General features: G+C 65.7%; 17 protein-coding genes. 7 read left to right on the plus strand and 10 right to left on the minus strand.

The genetic code is table 11. The annotated features are described in order from the left end of the window. Positions 1-531 precede the first annotated feature (531 nt). The gene (locus KA261_02475) at positions 532-822 is read left to right on the plus strand and encodes a GIY-YIG nuclease family protein (protein MBP7696651.1); all 291 of its coding nucleotides are present in this window, start codon (positions 532-534) and stop codon (positions 820-822) included. A 253-nt stretch (positions 823-1,075) separates the two neighbouring features. Here KA261_02475 and dusB read toward each other — a convergent pair whose 3' ends face one another. Beyond that, on the minus strand, positions 1,076-2,074 hold the full coding sequence (dusB, locus tag KA261_02480) for a tRNA dihydrouridine synthase DusB (protein ID MBP7696652.1): 999 nt from the start codon (positions 2,072-2,074) through the stop codon (positions 1,076-1,078). Between the two features lie 114 nt (positions 2,075-2,188). Here dusB and KA261_02485 point away from each other — a divergent pair, with 114 nt between their 5' ends. The 3 genes from KA261_02485 to KA261_02495 are packed head-to-tail and all read left to right on the plus strand — an operon-like array spanning position 2,189 to position 6,136. Continuing rightward, the gene (locus tag KA261_02485) at positions 2,189-2,887 is read left to right on the plus strand and encodes an FHA domain-containing protein (protein ID MBP7696653.1); all 699 of its coding nucleotides are present in this window, start codon (positions 2,189-2,191) and stop codon (positions 2,885-2,887) included. A gap of 2 nt (positions 2,888-2,889) precedes the next feature. Next, positions 2,890-3,618 carry a metallophosphoesterase family protein gene (locus KA261_02490; GenBank protein ID MBP7696654.1) on the plus strand — a complete coding sequence of 243 codons (729 nt, stop codon included), beginning with the start codon at positions 2,890-2,892 and terminating at the stop codon, positions 3,616-3,618. 10 nt (positions 3,619-3,628) lie between these two features. Further along, on the plus strand, positions 3,629-6,136 hold the full coding sequence (locus tag KA261_02495; GenBank protein ID MBP7696655.1) for a protein kinase: 2,508 nt from the start codon (positions 3,629-3,631) through the stop codon (positions 6,134-6,136). A gap of 82 nt (positions 6,137-6,218) precedes the next feature. Here KA261_02495 and KA261_02500 read toward each other — a convergent pair whose 3' ends face one another. The 9 genes from KA261_02500 to KA261_02540 form a co-directional block, all read right to left on the minus strand. Then, positions 6,219-9,872 (minus strand): S8 family serine peptidase, encoded by a 3,654-nt coding sequence (locus KA261_02500; GenBank protein MBP7696656.1) that lies wholly within the window; start codon positions 9,870-9,872, stop codon positions 6,219-6,221. Between the two features lie 345 nt (positions 9,873-10,217). Continuing rightward, complete coding sequence (locus tag KA261_02505; protein ID MBP7696657.1) at positions 10,218-10,934, minus strand: DUF1573 domain-containing protein; 717 nt, start codon at positions 10,932-10,934, stop codon at positions 10,218-10,220. An 82-nt stretch (positions 10,935-11,016) separates the two neighbouring features. After that, positions 11,017-11,802: a signal peptidase I gene (lepB, locus tag KA261_02510; protein MBP7696658.1), complete on the minus strand. Its 786-nt coding sequence runs from the start codon at positions 11,800-11,802 to the stop codon at positions 11,017-11,019. Between the two features lie 113 nt (positions 11,803-11,915). Then, positions 11,916-12,623, minus strand: coding sequence for a signal peptidase I (lepB, locus tag KA261_02515; GenBank protein ID MBP7696659.1), 708 nt, complete (start codon positions 12,621-12,623; stop codon positions 11,916-11,918). Between the two features lie 132 nt (positions 12,624-12,755). Then, positions 12,756-13,826, minus strand: coding sequence for an RIP metalloprotease RseP (gene rseP / locus KA261_02520; protein ID MBP7696660.1), 1,071 nt, complete (start codon positions 13,824-13,826; stop codon positions 12,756-12,758). Beyond that, the gene (locus KA261_02525) at positions 13,817-14,986 is read right to left on the minus strand and encodes a 1-deoxy-D-xylulose-5-phosphate reductoisomerase (GenBank protein ID MBP7696661.1); all 1,170 of its coding nucleotides are present in this window, start codon (positions 14,984-14,986) and stop codon (positions 13,817-13,819) included. The genes rseP and KA261_02525 overlap by 10 nt, the downstream gene beginning before the upstream one ends. Positions 14,987-15,095: 109 nt before the next feature. Beyond that, a complete protein-coding gene (locus KA261_02530; protein MBP7696662.1) occupies positions 15,096-15,620 on the minus strand; it encodes a peptidylprolyl isomerase in 525 nt (174 codons plus the stop codon). A gap of 308 nt (positions 15,621-15,928) precedes the next feature. Then, positions 15,929-17,554, minus strand: a complete 1,626-nt coding sequence (locus KA261_02535) for a hypothetical protein (GenBank protein ID MBP7696663.1) — start codon at positions 17,552-17,554, stop codon at positions 15,929-15,931. A 76-nt stretch (positions 17,555-17,630) separates the two neighbouring features. Then, a complete protein-coding gene (locus KA261_02540) occupies positions 17,631-18,293 on the minus strand; it encodes an outer membrane beta-barrel protein (GenBank protein MBP7696664.1) in 663 nt (220 codons plus the stop codon). 255 nt (positions 18,294-18,548) lie between these two features. Here KA261_02540 and KA261_02545 point away from each other — a divergent pair, with 255 nt between their 5' ends. From KA261_02545 to KA261_02555, 3 genes are all read left to right on the plus strand, one after another. Then, a complete protein-coding gene (locus KA261_02545) occupies positions 18,549-19,451 on the plus strand; it encodes an NAD(P)-binding domain-containing protein (GenBank protein MBP7696665.1) in 903 nt (300 codons plus the stop codon). A 12-nt stretch (positions 19,452-19,463) separates the two neighbouring features. After that, positions 19,464-20,690, plus strand: a complete 1,227-nt coding sequence (locus KA261_02550; protein MBP7696666.1) for an acetate kinase — start codon at positions 19,464-19,466, stop codon at positions 20,688-20,690. A gap of 308 nt (positions 20,691-20,998) precedes the next feature. Continuing rightward, on the plus strand, positions 20,999-22,201 hold the full coding sequence (locus tag KA261_02555) for a DNRLRE domain-containing protein (protein ID MBP7696667.1): 1,203 nt from the start codon (positions 20,999-21,001) through the stop codon (positions 22,199-22,201). Positions 22,202-22,332: the final 131 nt, after the last annotated feature.

A 22,332-nucleotide genomic window follows, 5' to 3' on the forward strand; every position in this document is an offset into this window, starting at 1 on the left:
TCGGTCGGGGCACGCCGTTGACCGGCGAACGTCGTTGGCTGCAGAGCCCCGATGATCGCGGAATATCCTTGGTTGGCGAACCCCGTTGACCCGGCGACATCGTCGGTCGGGGCACGCCGTTGACCGGGGGACATCGTAAGTTGGGCAGCACCATTGGTCCCGCCCGACATCACCCCAGCCATCCCCCCTCCTTGTCATCCCCGCGAAGGCGGGGATCCAGCCATCTTCCCCGCCGTCGCACCTCCCAGGAAAGCCCCATCAAGAATGTGAGACCAATCCGGCATAATGTGATTCCCACCAACGCGCTCCTCGCATAACCTGTATTGACGCAACCAAGCGGGCTCCACCAACAATCCGGAGGGAATAACCGTGAAACCAGATACGTCACCCCCGCAGAGGAAAGATACAACCCGCCGGATCAGGCACCTCAACCTCCCGGTGCTTGTCATTCCCGCGAAGCTGGGAATCCAGACACCTTGATTTCAACTAGCCGCTGTCGGGCCAAACCCACAGCGGGATGTTCCGTTCTCAGTGGCATACGCTTACGTTTACATCCTCGCCAGCAAACGTAACGGCACTCTCTACGTCGGTGTAACCACCGACCTAGTGAAACGGGTCAGCCAACATCGCCTCGGCATCACTGCCGGCTTTACAGCGAAGTATGCCGTCCATCAGCTTGTCTACTTTGAGGGCTTCGATGACATCTGCATGGCTCTGCAACGCGAAAGGCAGCTGAAGAAGTGGAACCGGCGGTGGAAACTCCGCCTCATCGAGAAGCTCAATCCCAACTGGGACGACCTCTACCCCCTGATCGCCCCTTGATGCCGGCGCGCTTACTGCATCAGGCTCTTTGCCACCCCCCCTCCTTGCCATCCCCCCTCCTTGTCATCCCCCCTCCTTGCCATCCTCCCTCCTTGTCATCTCCCCTCTTTGTCATCCCCGCGAAGGCGGGGATCCAGCCATCCCCCCTCCTTGTCATCCCCCCTCCTTGTCATCCCCCCTCCTTGTCATCCCCGCGAAGGCGGGGATCCAGCCATCCCCCCTCTTTGTCACCTTCCCTCCTTGCCATCCCCCCCTACCCCGCCTTCGCCCCCAGCCACTCCCCCACCACCGCCTCCACCTCCGCCAGCGACGACACCCGGTAGAGCCGCGGCCGCAGCGCCGCCGCCCCGGCCAGCCCCTTCACATATTGCGCGAGGAATTTCCGCATGATCCGGATCCCGCGCGCCTCGCCGTACACCTGCACCGCCATCGCCACGTGCTCCCGCATCCAGTTGATGCGCTCGGCCGCCGAGGGCTCGGGCACGCGCTCCCCGGTGGCCAGGTAGCGCTCGATCCGCCCGAACACCCAGGGATCCCCCATCGCCGCCCGCCCCACCATCACGCCGTCGCACCCCGTATCCCGCATGAGCCGTCGGGCGTCCTCCGGTGTCGTGACGTCGCCGTTGCCGATCACCGTGATTCCCACGGCCTGCTTGAGCCGGGCGATCGCCTCCCAGTCCGCTTTGCCGGCGAACCCGCGCGAGCGGCTGCGGGCATGGAGGGTGACGGCGGCCACTCCGGCGGCCTCGGCCACCGCGGCCAGATCCAGGTAGACCGGACGGGTCTCGTCCCACCCGGTCCGCATTTTCACGGTCACCGGAATTCCTTGTCCGCCATTGCCTTGAACCGTCTTCGCCCCGCGCACGGCAGCCGCCATCACCTGTCCGGCGAGATCCGGGTCTTTGAGCATCGCCGCCCCCCCGTTGCGCCCCACGACTTTCCGCACCGGGCAGCCGAAATTGAGGTCGATCAGATCGGGCTGAAACCGCTCGGCCACGCGGGCGGCCGCCTCCTCGACCACCGCCGGATCGGCTCCGAAAAGCTGCACCCCGATCGGCCGTTCATCGGGGCCGAAGGCGATCATTTCCAGAGTCTTGGCGTTGTCCCGCACCAGGCCGTCGGTCGAGATCATCTCGGTGAATACGAGCGCGGCCCCGCCCCGTCGGGCCAGCCGCCGGTAGGCCCGGTCCGAGACCCCGGCCAGGGGCGCCGCCACCACGGCCCCGCCCAGGTTTAAGTTTCCTATCTGCATGCCGACAATATATAGCAAAGTCCTCGGATCGCCGCAAGGAACGCGCGCCGGGCGGGCGGCGGTTCGGCTTCAGCTACCGATGAGATAAGCAGCCCGCAGACAGAGAGGTTCCCGATGCCGGAAATTGTGGTCAAATACGATGACAAGGTGATCGAGCGCATCGTCACCGAGAAGAAGCGCCTTTCCATAGGCCGCACCAACGAAAACGACATCGTCCTGGAAAACCGCGGCGTCTCCCGCCGCCACGCCATGATCGAGTTCAACGACAACGCCGCCGTCGTCATCGACAACGAATCCCTCAACGGCACCTTCGTCAACAACCGCCGCATCAGCGAGGAGGTGCTGCGCGACTCCGACGTCATCACCATCGGCAAGTACAACCTGGTCTACCGCAGCCAGTCGCAGCAGACCGCCGGCGACGACCTCAGCACCATGGACGGCACCATGGTCCTCAACACCAAGCAGCAGAAACAGCTCATCGAGAACGACCGCCGCGAGCGCCAACTGGTCGAGCGATACGGCGGCTCCGTCATCGTCGGCGAGTCCAACGCCGACTTCTCCGAGTACCGCCTCGACCGGGACGTCATCACCATCGGCCGCGCCAAGTTCGTCCACATCCGCGCCAAGGGCCTCTTCCTCTCCGGCATCCAGGCGAAAATCGTCCGCGACACCGGCGGCTTCATCATCGTCAACCTCGGCCGCAAGGGAAAGGTCCGGGTCAACGGCGAGACCATCGACCGCGCGGTCCTGAAAAACGGCGACCTCATCGAGGTCGGCAAGAGTACTTTCAAATTCATCGAGGGACGAGCCTGATCATGCGGCTGGCGCTGATATCGGACATCCACGGCAACCTCGAGGCGCTCACCGCCGTCCTGCGCGACATCGAGGATAAGGGGGCCGACGAGATCGCGTGCCTCGGGGACGTGGTCGGCTACGGCTGTGACCCGCAGGCCTGTCTCGAGCTCGTCGCCCGCACCTGCCGGGTCAAACTGCTGGGCAACCACGACGCGGCGGCGCTCGGGCGCACGCCCATCGAGGGCTACAACTCCACCGCGCGTATCACCGCCGAGTGGACGCGCACCGTGCTGAGCGACCGCGACCGCGCCTGCCTGGAAAGCTTCACCCTGCAGCACCGCGCCCTCGGCGCCCTGCTCGTCCACGCCTCCCCCTGCCGGCCCGACCAATGGCCCTACATCCTCGCCCCGGACGAGGCGGCCGAGGCCTTCGGCGCCTTCACCGAACCGATCTGCTTCCACGGCCACACGCACATTCCGGCGATCTTCACCGAAATCCCGGGCGCCTTCCCGGCCCGCCGGGTCGCCCACGACATCGACCCCCACGAGGAAAGCCGCTACCTCATCAACGTCGGATCGGTCGGCCAGCCCCGCGACCGCGATCCGCGGGCCTGCTGGACCCTCTACGATGCGGCCGAGGGCGCCATCGCCTTCCGCCGCGTCGCGTACGATATCGCGCGAACGCAGTCGAAAATGTCCGAGGCGCACTTGCCGGATACCCTGGTGGAGCGTCTCGCTGCAGGAAGATAGAGAGAGCATTATGAGAAAGTACTCGCCCTACGCGCTGTTTTTGCTGCTGGCTGTCTTCACGGCCATTCTCTATGTCAACGGCTTCGCGCCCCTTGACCACCTCCAGCGGTCGATCAACGACTTCCTGTGCGCCTTCACTGCCGACGATGCGCCGCGCTCCAACGTCGCCACCGTGACGATCGACGGCCGCGCCCAGTCGAAATTCGGCAACTGGCCCTGGGACCACGACCTCATCGCCGACCTCGTGGCCGCCACCGGCGCCGGCGACCCCAAAACCGTCGTCGTCGCCCTCGACCTCTCCGAGGACCTCCACCAGGATTCCTCCGGCTACACCGACATCCTCGCCGAGCAGCTGCGCTGGGTCCCCAACGTCGTCCTCCCCTACGACATCGCCGTCGCCGCCTACCGCGGCAGCGCGACGAGCAACCCCGACTACCTCTTCGTCCACTCCGTCTCCGTCGACAACCCCCTCGGCCTCATGGACGAGCAGGCCGCCGTGGTCGCCCGCAAAACCTTCCTCCCGGCCGCCCGCCTGCTGGAGACCAAACCCGCCCTCGGCTTCGATCTGCTCCAGCCCGATGACGACCGCGTCCTCCGCCGCCAGCCCATGCTGACCTTCTACGACGGCTACTACTACCCCTCCCTCCCCCTCATCGCCGCCGCCGTCTTCCACAACGTCTCCGCCTCCGCCATCCGCGTGACCGAGGCGAAGAGCATCGACCTCGGAGGAAAGTGCGCGATCCCGATCGACCGTCACAGCGCCTACTTCGTCAACTTCCCTCCGCCCGGCAGCATCGTCAACTACTCCGCGGCCGACATCCTCAGCGATACCTTCGACCGCAGGCAACTGGCCGGCAAACTCGTGCTGATCGGTCTGGACGACGTGACCTCGCGGGAAACGTTCACCACGCCGGTCGCCGCCAACATGACCAAGCTCCAGGTCCAGGCGGCCGCGGCCGAGAACATCGTCAACGCCGACTTCCTCGCCGTGAGCCACAGCACCGGCACCACCCTGCTCATCCTCCTGGCCGTCGGCATCGTCTTCGCCTTCCTCCTGCCCCAGGTGTCCGTGATGTACCGGTTCATCATCCTCCTGATCGCGCTGGTCATCCTCATCAACGCCAACTACTTCCTCTTCAGCGCATTCCGCGTCGTGCCGGAAACCGTCTACATCGCCCTCGAACTCCTGCTCTTCCTGGCCGCGACCCCCTTGCTCGACTCGCAGCTCATCCGCGGCGCGGAGCCGGCCAAGGCGCGCGACGAATTCGACGACATCGGCGCGCTGAGGAACGTCGAGCGCCGCACCGTACGGCCCGAGGATCTCGCGCACGCGCCGGTCCGCACCGTGCAGGAAAACCCGCTGGACCATGCGCCCACGACCGCCATCGACTACCGGCCGGCCCGCACCTCTACCGCCCCCGCGGCCACCGAGGCCCTGCCGGTCGACCACGCCGTGATCGACATCGACCGCCCCGCCGACGAAGCCTCCGCCCCGGTTGCGGAGGAGCAGCACTTCGACGCGTCCCTGATCAGTGACGACGACCTGGAGATCATCGAGGCCGGGCATCCCGCCCCCGCCGACCGGTCGGCCGGCGCCCCAATGAGCGAAACCGTCTATGACCCGCCCGCCGACGCCTCCGGCGAGTGGGACCTGGCCAACCAGACCCCGGGCGGCACCCCCCGCCCCGCCAACCTCGGGCGCTACCAGATCACGGGCACGCTCGGCAGGGGCGCCATGGGCCTCGTTTACAGAGGCATCGATCCGGCGATCAACCGTCCCGTCGCCCTCAAGACCATCCGCCTCGATTTCGTCAACGATCCCGAGGAAATGAAGGAACTCAAAGAGCGCCTCTACCGCGAGGCCCAGGCCGCCGGCAAACTCTCCCACCCCAACATCGTCACCATCTACGACGTCGGTTCCGAGGGCCCCCTCCAGTACATCGCCATGGAGTATCTCGAGGGCCGCACCCTCGAGGAGATCATCAAGAAGAAGACCAAATTCAACTACCGCATCTTCGCCGAAATCATCATCCAGGTCTGCTCGGCCCTCCAGTACGCGCACGAGCAGGGGATCGTCCACCGCGACATCAAGCCGGCCAATCTCATGGTCCTGAGAGACTACCGTGTGAAGGTCATGGACTACGGCATCGCCCGCATCGACACCAGCTCGATGACCAAAACCGGCATCGCCATGGGCACCCCCAACTACATATCCCCCGAGCAGCTCAAGGGGCAGAAATCCGACCACCGCGCCGACATCTTCTCCCTCGGCGTCGTGATGTACGAAATGCTCCTCGGCAAGCGCCCCTTCAAGGGAGAGAATATCACCTCGCTCATCTACGCCATCATCAACCAGGAGCCGGACAAACCGAGCGACGTCAACCCGACCATCCCCCTCCTCTTCGATCACGTCATCATGAAAGCCCTGAAGAAGGATCCGGCGCAGCGCTACCAGCGGGCCGGCGAGATCGCCGTCGACCTGAAAGACTTCGTCGAGTCCTTCGCCAGCGGCGTCTAGGCGTCAGCCGGCCGAAAGACCTGTGCCCCCGGTCGTCGAGGCATTCGGGACTCTCCCGAATGCCTCGCTTCTCCTGCATGGTCTACCCGCACGGTGCGGGCGGCGGTCCGCCGCGGAACAAGTAGCTCACCAGCGCCGTCAGGTCGGCGATCTGAACCATGCGGTTCGCGTCGATGTCCGCGTGCGCAAGACACTCGGCCGCCGGGCCCCCGCGAAACAGGTAACCGACCAGAAGCGTTAGATCCGATACCCGGATCTGCCCGTCGGCCACGATGTCCCCCCGCAGCACGCAGCAACCCTCGCCGGTATTGAGCGCCGCCGAGGCATTGAGCCGCCGGTTCTGCCGCCACATGGGCGATGGCAGTTGCTCCGGGCGATAGCGCACGCCGGCGAACCGGTGCAGCACGAGACGTCCGTTGATGCCGTTCTGCGAAGGACAGATGACGTCCAGGTACCCATCCTTGTCCAGATCGCAGAGCGTCGGACAGCGAGAGAACCCGCTGCCGTCCGACGTGATCGTCATCGGAAAGCCCGGCTGAAGTGCGCCGATGTCCGAATACGCCTCGATCCGGCTCACCTCATACCCCGACAGAAAATCCCCGCCGATCAGCGCCGCGACATCCGGCCGGTAGTCGCCGGTCACATCTCCGATGACCAGGTGATCGACAACCCCCGGTTCCATCGAGGAGCAGAAGTACCCGAAGCTCGCGCTGTCTCCCATGAGCGGGCTGCCGTCCAGCCGCCACGCCCGGATCGCGTTCCAGTTCGCGCAGACATACTCCAGTGCGCCGTCGCCGTCCAGATCGGCAAACGCCGGCTCCAGCACCGGGATGTACGCGCCCAGGCCCATCGCGTGCGGCCATCCCGCCACCGACTGGAGATTCTCATCAATCGCGTAGATCGCGTGATCAACCGGCGTCACGGGATCGATCCAGGAATCCCCCAGCACGATCAGCTCTTCGTCCCCATCCGCGTCGAGGTCCGCCGACGAGAGGCTCAGACCGGCGCGCCCTATGGATAACCCGTCCTGCACCAGCGCCACCGTGTCCCCCTCGGCCGAACACCCCTGGGCATCGAACTTCCGCAGCACCGTGCCATAGCAGTAGATCTCGCAGACGCCGTCGCCGTCCAGGTCGGCCGGATGGCATTCCTGGTATCCGCTCGGCGCCGTCGAATCGGCCCCGCACCAGAGCCAGGGACTGCCGTCCGCCCTGACGATGCGGAAGCTCCCCGACGACGGGAGCCCCGCGGAGTAGTTGATTTCGTCGATGCCGTCCCCGTCCAGGTCGCGGAGAAACAGAACCGGCGCATTGGCGGACGAACCGTACGAGGCGGTTGTCATCGTCGGAGCATTCAGCGAGACCACGGTCGGCTCCGTGGACAGACCATGGCAGATATACATCTTCCCGCTCAGATCCATGACGACGAAATCCTCGGCGTCATCCCCGTCGAGTCGGCCCACCGCCGGCATCACGTGGGTGAAATCCCCGCCCTCAAGCGTCGGCACACCGGTCGTCTTCAAGGTCCCGTCCGGAGTCAGGAACACGACATTGGTGGCCGTCCCCAGGATAATCTCGTTCACGCCGTCGCCGTCGACATCGGCATAGGTGGCGATGCGGCCGATCTTCCGGTCAAAATCAAGGGACCATCCGAGCGGCTCTGCGAACGGCGAGTACACCTGCACGACCGCCTCGTCGCCGGCAATCGGACCGGCCGCGCCGTACACCTGCACGCGGAGCGTGTACAGACCGTCGTCCAGCAGCGAAACATCCCACCGCCCGAGTTCGCCCGCAAACACGACCCGGGTCGTCGTGTCAACGGCGTGCCACTCCGTCGGGTTGAGGCCGGCGCCGTAGTCGATGACACAGCGCACGAAATCCGGCGCAAAACAGGTTCCCGTGACCGTCACGCCGCCGTTGACCGTGTCCCCCGGCCCGGGTGAGGCGATCTCGGCCAGGGCCGCGCCGCCGACCGACACGCGCACCATGTCCCGGTTCCACTGGCCGACCTGCAGCCGAAGAACATACTCGGCCGTCGGCAACCCGGACACGTTCCAGTCACCCAGCCACCCGGCGGTGACGGGAACGGTCGATGTGAGCAGATCGGTCCATGCCGACGTATCCGCCGCCGCCGGGCGGTACTGCAGCCGGTATTCTGTGAAATCCGCTCCGTCGGCGGTGCCGAGAATCGCGATCGTTCCCGCCGCGATCTCGAATTCTCCGGGACTCGTGATTATGGCCCTCACGTCCGGCGCTGCGGCGATTGCCGAAGCCAGATTGACCCGTCCCCACCCGCTATATTTGTCCCATCCGGGGTAGCTTGCCCCCGTCCCGTACGGATCGACGTAATCATCGGCGGTGGCGTGCAGGATTTCCCGCACGCGCTCCCGGTCCAGGCCGGGCGACAGCGACCGCACGTAAGCCGCCACGGCCGCCGTGTACGGCCCCGACATGCTGGTCCCCGACGCGATATAGTACTGGCTGTCGACGATGTGGACATTCGGCTCGCTGGGCGCGTACATATCCGTCCCGGCCGCCCGAAGCGAGAGAATCGACCGCCCCGGAGCGCACACATCGATGTACGGACTGATCGTCGAAAAGGAGGTGACGTGATCCGAGTCATTGGTCGCCCCCACCGCAACCGTGAGGTCATAGCTCGCCGGGTAGTTGATCTGCTCGATCCCGTCGTTGCCGATACTGGCGATCAACACCACGCCGCGGGCGGCGGCATAACCGAGAGCCTCCTCCACCACCGGTATCTGGCCCGCAAGGCCCCAGCTCATGCTGATCACGTCGGCCCCGTTGTCGGCGGCGTACACGATGCCGGCGGCCGCCGCCGAGAGCGGCATGTAGGGATAGAACTTGAGCGCCATGATCCGTACATCCGCGACCGCCCCGGCGATCCCGATACCGTTGCCGATCGCCCCGGCCACAATCCCGGCGCAGTGGGTGCCGTGACCCATCGGATCGGTCGGATCATTATCCTCCCAGATCGCAAACGGCGGATCGCCCAGGTCATTCGCGCTGAAATCCCATCCGACGAGGTCGTCAATATAGCCGTTCCGATCGTCGTCGATCCCGTTGTCGGCAATCTCCCCCGGGTTCTGCCACATCCGTGACACCAGGTCCGGGTGATCCCAGTCCACCCCGGTGTCGACAATCGCCACCACCACGGTCGCCGTCTGGTCCGGCGGGTTGGCGAAAACTTCCTCCGCATCGATGTCCGCGTCCGGCGTCCCATACACAATCGACAGCACACCATCCTCGACGTGGTAGTGGCCCTGCCCGGTGTTGTGGAGCGCCCATTGGTGAACGTACAGCGGGTCGTTCGGTGAGGCGTAGAGCTCGACCGCGTAATCCGGCATCGCATACTCCACGGACGCCAGGGCGCGGTAGTCGCGGGCCATCGCCTCGATGTCGCCTCCCGAGGGAATCGCGAACAGGAACGTCGAGCGCAGCGGATTGTCGGCCGCCGTCGGCACCCCCTCGCGCACCAGCCGCCGCTGCGCCGTCACCCCGTACCGGGCGTGGAGGGCATCGACCTCGGGCAGGCCGGTCGTCGCCAGGCCTTTCACCGTCGCCGGGTCCACCGCGGTCCCGGCGCGGAACTTCACAATGAGCCGGGTCGGCTCATAGCCGCCGAACCTGTCCGGCGGAGCGCCCTCGAGCGCCCGGGCGCCGCCTGCCAGCAGCAGCGGCGCGGCCACGACCACACCAATGATCCAGCGCTGTTTCATAGGACACCTCGTCTGTCGATGTGCCACTGCAGACCGTCACCCGAATTCCCCCCTTGACCTTCGTGATTGCGTCTTTCACCGGTAAAATACCGCCGTAACAGCTCGTGTCAACGTGTTTTCCCGCCGGCACCGGAGAGCGCCGTTCTGAGTCTCCCGCTTCGGCTTCTTGCCCGAGTCTCTGTGAGACGGAGCGCTTTCGATGCCTGTCTGTGGGCAGCAAATCGAGCGCCCATGTGGCCAACGCGTTCGGTCGACGCCCCGCGCGTATGAACCGGCCGCCCGCAAAAAAGCCCGGCCGGGCTCTGGGCCCCGCCGGGCTGTCCAAACTGCGCTTTCTGCTCTCCCTCAGCTCCCCGCCGCCCCTTTCTTGACCCGCACCATCCGCTTCACCGGCAGCGTGTAGCGCGTCCCCGCTTCGTCGCTGATCGCAAACGTCAGCGACCGCTCGAACTCCTCCCCCACCCGGTTCTCGAGCACCTCTACCGACCCCTCCGCGGTCTCCCCCGCTTTCACCACCGGGGGCAGCTTCACGGCGAAATAGTCGGCCGGACAATCGATCACCGTCAGCGTGTAATCCTTCGCACTCGTGTTGTGAATCGTAAACGTCGCCTTCCGGCGCGGCATCTCGGTGAACTGCGACACATCCAGGCGGTTCGGCGTGAGAATGATCGGCAGCGTGCTGTCGGCTACCGACAGCACATGCGAGTGGAAGGTGAGAAACACCGGCTCCTCGCCGGCGTTCGTCATCACGTACGGCTTCTTGGTCACATACCCGCCGTACCGCTGGGTGTCGAAAAAGATGTCGATCCGGGTGCTGTCGCCGGGGGCCAGAACCGTGTCCTCCACCGGCGCTTTGGTGCACCCGCAACCGGGCACGATTTTCGTAATCCGCAGCGTGTCATCCCCGGTGGAACGCAGCCAGTAGGTGTGGCAGATGGTCGCCGACTGCGGCACTTTGCCGAAATTGAATTCCCCTTCCGGCACAGCGATCTGCGGGCCGGCCCACGAACCCCCCGCCCCCCACAGCACCGCGGCGATGATCCCGAGAAGCAGCTTCTTCATTGTGCGTTCATCCTCCGGCTTTGGTCAGGATCTATTCTCTGGTCGGACGCCGGACCGCGGGGCGCGCCCCGGCGCTTCATTCTCATATCGTGCGGAGCAGCCGCCCCCAGCGCACCTTCTCCAGAAAGTGCGCCGCATTATACAGAAACAGCCGCGGCACCGACAGCGGATCCGAAAGCGAGACCGCCGGCGACGGATTCGCCGCATCGTCCCACGAAAAATGCACGAGCACCGCGTGCCCGACAATCAGGCTCGCGTCCACCGGCCCCCAGTAGCGCGAATCGAACGAGTTGTCCCGGTTGTCCCCCATCATGAAATACATCCCCGCCGGCACGACATACGGACCGAAATTGTCCCGGCTGAATCCCTCCCCGTCGGCCGGGTCGATGTGCGGACGCCCGTCGCTCGTCGTGTCCGTGTGTTTCGTCCCCGGCGCATCCGGCACCGGACGCCCATTGACGAACAGCGTCTTGTCTACCACCTGCACCGTGTCTCCGCCCACCGCCACGCACCGCTTGATATATTTCGTCGCCCCGTCCACCGGCCACTTGAACACCACCACATCCCCCTGCCGCGGCTCGCGCAAACCGGGGAGATGAACCCCCAGCAGAGGAATCTCCCCGCCGTAAGTTATCTTGTCGGCAATGATGAAATCGCCGATCAGCAGGCTGTCTTCCATCGACGACGACGGGATCTTGTACGCCTCCACGAGGGTCGCCCGGACGACAAAGAAAACCAGCAGATAGGCCAGGATCTCCAGGCCGGGCCGCCAGGAGCGGGCGCGAGGGGCCGCTTTTTCCGGACCGCCCGCGCCTTCCGGCCCGGGAAGGTCGGGTTGCGCGGACCTGTTATTAACCGCTTTCACCATACCTGATTGCCGCTTCTGATTTCGTATTACGCTTTATACCGCCGCTGCCGCGCCCGGTTCGCCCCGTTTCCGGCCTCCCCCGCCGCGCCCGGACCCGGATTACCTCGGCCCGCTCAACTGATGGTCCGGAACAACCGGTGCCACCGCACTTTCTGGAAGAAATGCGCCGCGTTGAACAGAAACACCCGCGGCACCGACAGCGGATCGGTCAGCGCCACCTCCGGCGAGGGATACGCCTGGTCGTTCCACGACCAGTGGATGACCATCGCCTCGCCCAGGATGAACCGGTAGTGCACCGCCCCCCACCACCGGGAATCATGCGAGTTGTCCCGGTTGTCCCCCATCATGAAATAGCTGTCGGGCGGAACGATAAAGGGTCCGAAATTGTCCCGGCTGTCCATCCCGCCCGGACGGCGCGGCTGGACCACCTGCTCCCCCCGGGCGGTGGTGTCGATGTACTTCCCGTGCTCCGGATCGGGAAACGGCTTCCCGTTCACGTAGAGCGCCTTGTTCCGCACCTCCACCGTGTCCCCCCCCACGGCCACGCACCGCTTGATATACTTCGTCACCCCGTCGCGCGGGTAGATGAAAATCACGACGTCCCCGGCCTCCGGACGGTGCAGCGCCGGCAGCCGCCAGTTCACCAGCGGCAGGTGCGCCCCGTAGACAAACTTGTTCGCCAGAAGGAAATCCCCAACCAGGAGCGTGTCCTCCATCGACTGCGACGGAATCTTGTAGGCTTCCACGATCGAGGTTTTGATGAGGATCGCCAGGATGACGGCCAGGAAGACCTGCTTGAAGTTGTCCCACACTTTGCTCATGCGCGCTTTCCCAGTTGTGCCGGCGTTCCGCCGTCGTGGTCCTCGCCCCGATGGTCCTCCGGGGCGCCTTCATATAAGCGATTGTACGCCGTTTGCCAAGGTTTGTTTTGCGCCGCGCCGCCCCGCCCCGGCCTACATCCCGCGGATCACCCGGAGGATATCGTTGTAGGTCACCAGCAGAACGAGCGCCAGAATCGCCACAATCCCCACTTGCTGCGCGATCACCCGCGCCCGCATCGACAGCGGCGAGCCTTTCAGCCGCTCGATTGCCAAAAACAGCAAATGCCCGCCGTCCAGCACCGGGATCGGCAGGATGTTAAGCACCGCCAGGTTCACCGAGAGCAGGGCCATGAAGTAGAACAGGTTGGCGGCCCCCTGCTGCGCCTGCCGGCCCGACTCCCGCGCGATGAATACCGGCCCCCCCACCATCTTGACCGAGACCTCCGCCGTGATCAGTTGCTTGACGAACTTGACCGTGAACCACACCAACTGGTGCGCCTCGACAAATCCGTGCCGCATCCCGGTGAGCAGCCCGACCCGCTCGGTGCCGACCGCCTTCTGGGTGAACCCGATCACCCCCACGGTGTCGATGCCGCCCCGGGCATTGGGCCGCGGCTGCGCCTCCGTCACCATCTCCCGCGTCACCGTGTCCCCCGCGTGGATCCAGGTGACCGTGATCGGGGCATCGATGTGGGGCGTGATCTTGGCCGCCGCCGAATCGAAATTCGCCACCGCCTCGCCGTTGATCGCGATGATCTGGTCGCCGGTCTGCAGCCCGGCTTTGGCCGCCGGCGTGTCCTTCTCCACCTTGCCCACCAGCACGCGCGTCGTGTCGAAAACCGGCCGCCCGGCCAGCCAGGCAATGCCGATGAGCAGCGCGATCGCCAGCAGGTAGTTCATGAAGGGCCCGGCGAAAATCACCGCCGCCCGCTGCCCCACCGTCTTGGACATGAACTCGTCGGGCGACCCCGACCGCTCCTCGCCCGGGTTCTCCCCCGCCATCTTCACATACCCCCCGAGCGGGATCACGCCGATGCAGTATTCCGTCCCGCCCCACTTCCGCTTGAACAGGTGCGGGGGGAAGCCCAGCGAAAACTGGTCGACCCGGATCCCCACCCGCTTGGCCAGGAGAAAGTGCCCGAGCTCGTGAATGAAAATCAGAATCCCCAGCACGAAGATGAAAGATGCAATGTTCAACAGCATGCCGTTTTCCCTGTCCTGGCGCCGGCGAACGCCCGCGCCTGCCGATCGGCCTCAAAAATGTCGTCCTCGCCCGGGTCCGCCGTCGGCGGTATCCGCCCGAGCGCCTCTTCGATGGTAGCTGCTATATCGGTAAACTTGATGCGTTCCTGCAAGAAACTTTCCACCGCCACTTCGTTCGCCGCGCTGTACACCGCCGGCGCCGTCCCCCCGCTCCGCGCCGCCTCGAACGCCAGGCGCAGGGCCGGGAACCGCCCGATATCCGGCGGCTCAAAAGTCAGCGTCCCCAGGCGCGCCGGATCCACCCCCCCGAACTCCGAGGCCGCCCGGTCCGGCCAGAACAGCGCGTACGTGATCGGCAGCCGCATGTCGGGCGCCGACAACTGCGCGATGATCGACGAGTCGATATACTCGACCATGCTGTGCACGATCGACTGCGGGTGAATCACCACCGCGATCTTTTCCGCCGGCATCGCGAACAGCGCCGCCGCCTCGATCACCTCGAGCCCCTTGTTCGCCAGCGTCGCCGAATCGATCGTGATCTTCTTCCCCATCCGCCAGGTCGGGTGCGTGAGCGCCTCGCCGGGCGTGATCCGGTCGAACGTCTCCCGCGGCCGCGTCCGGAACGGTCCCCCCGACGCCGTGAGGATCAGCCGCCGCACCTCGCTCGCCCGCCCCGCCGTCAGGCACTGCCACAGCGCCGAGTGCTCGGAGTCGATCGGGACAATCTCCGCGCCCGTCCGCTTCAGAATTTTCGGAAAGAGCGGCCCGCCGGCCACCAGCGACTCCTTGTTCGCCAACGCCAGTCGGATCCCCCGCCGGACCGCGGCCAGCGAGGCCCGCAGCCCCGCCGCCCCCACCACCGCGTTGACCACCACGTCGGCGCCGGGAAGTTCCGCCAGCTCGGTCAGCCCCGCCTCCCCGAAACGGAGTTCCACCGCCTCGCCGGCCACCGCCGCGCGCAGTTGCTCCGCCCGCCGCTCATCGACGAGCGCGAGATATTTCGGCCGGAAGCGGCGGTACTGCTCCGCCAACAGCGCTGCGTTGCTGAAAGCCGCCAGCCCCGCCACCTCGAAAGCCCCGGGGTGGGCGGCCGCCACCTCCAGGGTCGAGCGGCCGATCGAGCCGGTCGAGCCGAGAACCACGAGTTTGCGCGGATTCATCGTCGCCTAATAGAACGGCCGGCCCCTGCGCCGGTTCCACTAAAACATTCCGCAAAAAGCAACGGCGGGGCGCCGGGGCCCCGCCGTCCCAATCGAGTCATCCCCCCGCTCAGTTCTGCTTGAGCGGCTTGCCCTCCGCGTCGGAGACAAAGACCTCGCGCATGTAGACCGTCTCGGCCGGCTTCGAATTCTCCCCCCGGAACGCCGTCACCGGTACCTTGCCGATCTTGTGCAGCGTGTCGTACCCCTTGAGCACCTGCCCGAACACCGTGTACTTCCGGTCAAGGAAGGCCGCCCGGCCGAGGCAGACGAAGAACTGGCTGCCCGCCGAGTTCGGGTCGTTCGAACGCGCCATCGAGAGCGTCCCGTCCGCGTGCGGAAGCTCCGAGAACTCCGCCGTCAGCGAGTAGCCCGGGCCGCCCGTACCGTCCCCCTTGGGATCTCCCCCCTGGATCATGAAGCCGTCGATGATGCGGTGGAAGGTGAGCCCGTTGTAGAACCCCTTCTTGGTCAGGGCCACGAACGAATCGGCGTGGGCCGGAGCCACATCGCGGTACAGCTCGCACACCATGTCACCGAAATCCGTGCGGATCGTGACAATCGGATTCTTCTCGTCGCGAATGGGATGGGTCATCTGCGCCAGACTGTCATAATAAGGGTTGCCGGTTGTCGCCGCCGCCGGCTTCGCCGCCGGGGCCTGCGCCGTCGTCTTGCCCGAGGCCTGCGCTGTGTTGTCGGCCGACTGCGCATCGTTGCTCGAACAGCCGATCACCAGGACAAACGCCGCCGCCACAATCATCAGCACGCTCGTCATAAATCGCATGTCGCTCTATCCTCTCTATGATAACGTGGAAACCTGGGTTCTTCTTCTTCCAGCCGCGGCCGCGAATATATGACGCCCGCCGGCCGCTGTCAAGCGCCGCCCCTCGGCCGCGCCCCCGCTCACGGCCCCTCCCACGTGAGGATCCGGACCACCGCCCCGTCCACGGCCGGGACCAGTTCAAACCTCACCGGGTAACCGTCGTAGACCAGCCCGAGCGTGTCCCCCGCCGTGGCCGAGCTGCTCGGCGCCCCGTACGCCCCGGTCACCTCCGCATAGGTCGATCCGATCCGGATTCCGCGCTGCGCCGCGGAGGCCGAGGCCATGGTCCCCGGCCAGGGCGCCTCGGCGATCACCCCGTACACTTGCGACGACGAGGTCACCTGGTTGGTTCCGCCCGGATCGCGGAATACGAACGTGAGACCGGAATCGGGGTAGGCCGCGTACGCGTAGGTCGGCCCGAACCGGCCGTCCCCGGCCACGCTCGCCGCCGTCCCGTTCCACGCCGCCGCCTCCGCGTAGGTTTCGTTGAACAGCACGTACTGCCCCTGCCCTCCGGACCCCGGCGCCAGCACATTGCGCCGCAGATAGATGTCGAGCGTGTCGATCACCGGTATCGTGAGCCGCCCCACGGCGCTTCCGCTCAGACCGGGGGTCATGAGATATCGGAATTCCGCAAGACCGGGCGGGGTCGTCGCCGTCGTCACGTACGAGATGGACCCTCCGCCGGTCGACAGGAAAGATCCCGCTCCGGCGGCATGCGACAGCTGAATGTCCACGTTGCCGATCCGCGCGCCCGAGGAATCCTCCACGGCAAACTGCAGCGCCGGATAGGTCATGCCGCCGGGAAGGTTGGCCACGCGGTAGAGCAGACCATTGAGGGGAACAATCTCCGTCGGAAACGCCGGGATATACTCGCCGAGCGTCATCTGCACCGCCGGGGTGTCGGGCTGCGAGCCGTCCGCAAAAACGTACAGGTCCCACAGGCCGAAATAGTACTGGAGCGTATTCGGCTCCTCGGGGTACACACCCCAATCCGTCGGCGGCCCAAACCGCTTGCGTACCTCGGCGATCGTCGAGCCCATGCCGACCGCGTCGCCGTCCGGCGTCGTCCCCGCGAATCCCGTCACGGCGATCGCTCCGTAGACGCTCGACGAATCATAGAGCTTCCCATCCAGATCCCAATCGTACAACATCACGACCAGGCCGCGGGTGGACTCCCAGGACGCGTACACGGGGCTCCGGTTCGGAAGCACATCCTCCGACTCCGGCTGGCCGAGCCACCGCTTGACCTCGGCGTAGTCATCGTCGAACAGCACGTACCCCACCTGTCCGTGGACCCCCGGGATAATCGCATCGGCCCGGAAATAAACCTCCAGCGTGTCGGTCCCCTCCGCATACAGCCGCAGTGCCGCGTGCCCCATGCGTCCGCTGAAGTCATACTGCAGCACGGCCACGCCGGCCGCGTCGGTCGCAATGCTTCGCGGCGCCGCTCCGTCCCCCCGCACCGGCGCGACCTGTATCTGGTGATTGGCCAGCCGGTTTCCGCCCGCGTCGGTGACCGCGAACTGCGCCGCCGTCGTCGTCGAATCGCTCCCCATGAATCCCTGGAAACGCACTCCGTTGAGCGCCACGACCTGACCGCCCTGCGGCTGCGGCCCGTTGGGCGAATCGCTGCCGCACCCCCCCGCCGCCATCGCCGCGGCCAGCCCGAACGCCACTGCCGCCCTCGCCGCACGTCCTCTCATAGTTCCCCTTGCGCCGTCGCGCCTTGACACGTCTCTCGCCAGACAGCGGCCCGCCCGCCGCCGTCACTGTCTGCGGCTAGCGGAACCAGTAGCGCAGCCCGCCGCCGATCGTGAGGTACTTCGGCCGGTCCTCGGTGCCGAACAGGTCATAGCTGTTGATGGAAGCGAGCGTGAGAAAACTCCGCCCCTTCGAAAACTCGGCCACCTTCAGGTCCAAGCCGAAATCCGCCGCCATCAGAATCGTCAGATCGGACTCGTCGTCATACCCGGCGATCTCAATGTTGAGCAAGCCCGCCTGCACCCCCACACCGCCGTACGGCGCCACAATCGACTTCGTCGGCGGCACCGCGTACACGTGCAGGTTGAGGTTAAGATCGTACTGCGCCAGGTGGAACTCATCCGGATGGTCCTTGAACCAGTCCTGCTCCTGGTGGTTCGTATAGCGAAATCCGAGCTGCATCAGAAAGCGGTCGGCGTACAGAGTACCGTAATTGAAGCCCAAAGACCAGCCGGCGTCGAACACCTGATCCGCGTCAACCTCCACCGGCCGGTCAAACTCGTCAATAAACATTACCAGCCCGACCTCGCCATACTCTCCGTGCGGGCTCGCATACCCCCCGTAGACATCCACCATATTGTAGCGGGCCGCGACCCGCTGTATCGCCGCCTCGGCCGGCTGTGCGGCAATGAGACCTATCGCCAAGAGTAACAACAAGATAAAGGGTATCGCCTGCTTCATAGCTGCTCCTTCCGTCTGGATCTTCGCGGCCGCCCACCCGGTGCGCCCGGCTCGACGCCGCCGAGCCGGACCCGGTTTGTCTCCTCCCTTGTACACGCCGGGGCCGCTTTCGCCGAGCGGCGGGGCCGATCATACCTCCCGCAGTATAATTTGCGGTTGCCCTGCAGGAAAGAGCAATTATATTCGGGGTGATTTGTCGACTCCTTCGTCGACAAAACCGATAGACTTGAAGACCTGACACATAGGACTAATGACATGGCCGGAAAAAAGATAGCAATCATCGGCGCCGGTGTGATGGGCCAGGGCCTCGCCGAGGCCGTCGCCGCCGCCGGCACCGAAGTCACCCTGATCGACAAAACCACCCGGCTCGCCGAACGCGGCGTCAAAGCCATCGCCGAAGCCATGAACCGGGAGATCGGCAAATGGGGCCTCACCGAGTCCGACAAGAAAGCCATCCTCGCCCGCATCTACCCCTCCTCCGACCTCTCCATGACCGAGGACGCCGAAATCATCCTCGAGGCGATCCCCGAAGACCTCCAGATGAAGCGCGACCTCTTCGAAAAACTCGACACCGTCGTCCGTCCCGACGCCCTCTTGGTCACCAACACCGGCACCATCTCCGTCTCCGAAATCGCCGCCGTCACCGAACGCCCCCAGAAAATCATCGGCATGCACTTCCTCACCCCGGTGACCAAGGTCCCCGTCGTCGAGATCGTCAAGGGCTTCCACACCGATGACGACACCTTCCGCAAAGCCGTCGCCTTCGCCCAGCTCCTCGACAAGGAGTACATCACGGTCAACGAGTACCCGGGGTACGTCACCACCCGCATCATCGTCCCCCTGCTGAACGAGGCCATGCACGTGCTCATGGAAGGCGTCGCTTCGGCCGACGACATTGACCGGGCCATGAAACTCGGTTTCGGCTTCAACATGGGCCCCCTCGCCCTGGCCGATGTGATGGGACTCGACGTCGTCATGAAGTGGATGGAGAACCTGCTCGACGAACTCGCCGAGCACAAGTACAACCCCTGCCCCCTCCTGCGCAAGATGGTCCGCAGCGGCCACCTCGGCGTAAAAACCGGACGCGGCTTCTTCGTCTATGACAACGAGGGCAACCGCGTCCCCAACCCGGCCGCCGCGGCTGCCGTGACAAAATAAGGAACGTCCGCCATGAAGATACTGGTGCTCAACGCCGGGTCGTCCTCCGTGAAATACCAGCTCATCGACTCGGAGACGGAAAAAGCCCTGGCCAAAGGAATGGTCTCGCGGATCGGCATGTCCGGATCCCTCCTCGCCCACAAACCGTTCGACCGCCCCGAGGTGAAAGTCTCCGGCGAGATCCTCGACCACATCCAGGCCGTCGAATACATCGTCACCATGCTCCTGTCGCCCAACCACGGCGTCATCAAGGACCGCGCCGAGATCGGCGCCGTCGGCCACCGCGTCGTCCACGGCGGCGAGAAATTCACCGACTCGGTGCTCATCACCCCCGCCCTCATGCAGGAACTGCGCAACCTCATCGAACTCGCCCCCCTCCACAACCCCCACAACATCCGCGGCATCACCGCCTGCGAGCGCACCCTCCCCGGACTCCCCCAGGTCGCCGTCTTCGACACCGCCTTCCACTACACCATGCCCGGCTACGCCTACATCTACGGCATCCCCTACGTCCTGTACAAGCGCTACGGCATCCGCCGCTACGGCTTCCACGGCACCTCCCACAAGTTCGTGAGCGACCGCGCCGCCGTCATGCTCCGCCGCCCGCTCGCCGAATTGAGAGTCGTCACCGCCCACCTCGGCAACGGCGCCTCCATCACCGCCGTCGACCGCGGCGTCTCGGTCGACACCTCGATGGGCTTCACCCCCCTGGAGGGGCTGCTCATGGGCACCCGCTCCGGCGACATGGACCCGGCGATCATCCTCCACCTCATGGCCCGCGAGGAACTCTCCCTCCACGAGGCCAACACCCTGCTGAACAAACACTCCGGGCTCATCGGCATCTCCGGCGTCTCCTCCGACATGCGCGAGATCCAGTCGGCCTCCCAGGCCGGCAACGCCAACGCCCAGCTCGCCCTCGACATCTACTGCTACCGGATCAAGAAGTACGTCGGCGCATACGCGGCCGCCATGGGCGGGATCGACGCCCTCATCTTCACCGGCGGCGTCGGCGAAAACTCCGCCGTCGTGCGCGCAAAAGTCTGCGAGGGACTCGCCTTCCTCGGCCTCCAGGTCGACCCGGAAAAGAACAGCGCCGCCCACGCCGCGGAAACCGACATCTCCTCCGCCGGCGCCGGCGGCCACGTGCTCGTCGTGCCGACCAACGAGGAGCTCGTCATCGCCCGTGACACCCTCCGCATCGTCACCGAACGCCGGGGGCAGTCCGCCCGTGTGAAATAGGCCGCGCCCCCCCAAAGCTTCTTTCTCCGAGGCCGTCATCCCCGAGGATGACGGCCTGGTCGTAACAGCCGGCACGCACGGCCGCCGGCCCTCCGCCGTCTGCGCAAGGATCGCTCACCCTGCTCAGCCTGCCACCACCAAAGACCCCTGCAGCCACCTCTCCCGGAAACCGGCCCGGTCCGCCAAGCGACTTTCAATCAATGACTTACACTAACCCGGAAAAAACTTCCCGCCCCGCATCCGGCTTGCAGAGAGATTGTCAGCGCCTACCGATGCGTTCGTCCGACGCCTCTGAAGGAGGATGCGGTATGAGAAAGAAAATCACTTCCCTTGCTCTCACCGGGCTCCTGGCAGCCCTGGTCGGCTGCTCCGACCGCAGCCCCGTCGGGTCGGCATCTACCGCCGATCAACCCTTCGCCCTCGCGGCCGGCGTCATTGTCCCCGACTCGGTCAAAACCGCGGCCCTGTCCGTCTACTGCTCCGGCCCGAGCCTGCAGACTGTGAACGTCTACCGCGTGACCGCCCCGTGGGCGGAATCAACCGTCACCTGGAACAGTTTCGCCGGGGCCTACGACACGGCGGCCGTGCATGGTTCTTTCGCCGCCGCGGCGCCGGGGTGGAAGACCGCCGAGGTGACGGCGCTGGTGCGCCAGTGGGTCGGCGGCGCGGCCCCGAACTGCGGCCTGCTCCTGGGACAGACCACCAACCTCTTCCCGCGCGGGATGTTCTTCAGCCGCGAAAACGCCTTCATGCAACCCTACCTGACCGTCACCTACGGCGGCCCCACCGGCGACACCTCGGTTCAGTTTCCGGTCCTCCGCGACGCTGCTATCGATGAGTCCGTCCCGAACAACCCGCTCGGCCTGGCCCAACTGCTCTTCACCGGCTGGGCGGCCGACGGCGGCCTGAAAAACCAGAGCCTCCTGCTGTTCGATCTGCCGGTCTATAATCCGCCGCCGCCCGATGGCGACTCGACCGGCATCGACGAGCCCAACGACACCACCATCACCGATCCGCCGGACACCACCATCATCGAACCGGGCGATCCGGACGATCAAGGGTGCACCCGCCCCTGGCCCTGGTGGCTCCGCCACAGCGGCTGCGCCAAGGGGTCGGAGTCCGATGAGATTTCGGCCCTGCTCCCCCTCTGGGTGGGGACGCCCGGCGGCGCCCACAGCGTCGAAATCGACTCCAACTGCAAAGCGGCCCAATCCCTCCAGCGCCGGAATCACGACCGGACCTTCCCGCCGGTCAAGCCCCTGCTGACCGAACTGCTGGCCGCTAAACTCAACATCGCCGCCGGCGCCGACGACTCCGCGGTCGCCGGGGTGATCGCCGCCGCCGACGCCTACCTGGCCACCCACCCGGTGGACAGCCGCCGGTCGGTCGATCGCCGCGCCTTCAAACAGATCCATGAGTGGTACCGCGCCCTGCACGCCTTCAACGTCGGCGACATCGGTCCCGGCGCCTGCGCGCCCGACGCAGATACCTCTGTCAACCCGCGGCGGTAACCCCGCCGCTCGCGGCTCCGCGCGCCCCGCAACCTCCCCAGGGCGCGCGCAGCGACGTCCATCGGCACGGCAACGGGCGGGTCGCCTCACGGCCCCGCCCGTTGTCTTTATTCGCCAAGCCGCCAACGGCC

The sequence above is a fragment of the Candidatus Zixiibacteriota bacterium genome (assembly GCA_017999435.1).
Taxonomy (GTDB): domain Bacteria; phylum Zixibacteria; class MSB-5A5; order GN15; family FEB-12; genus JAGNLV01.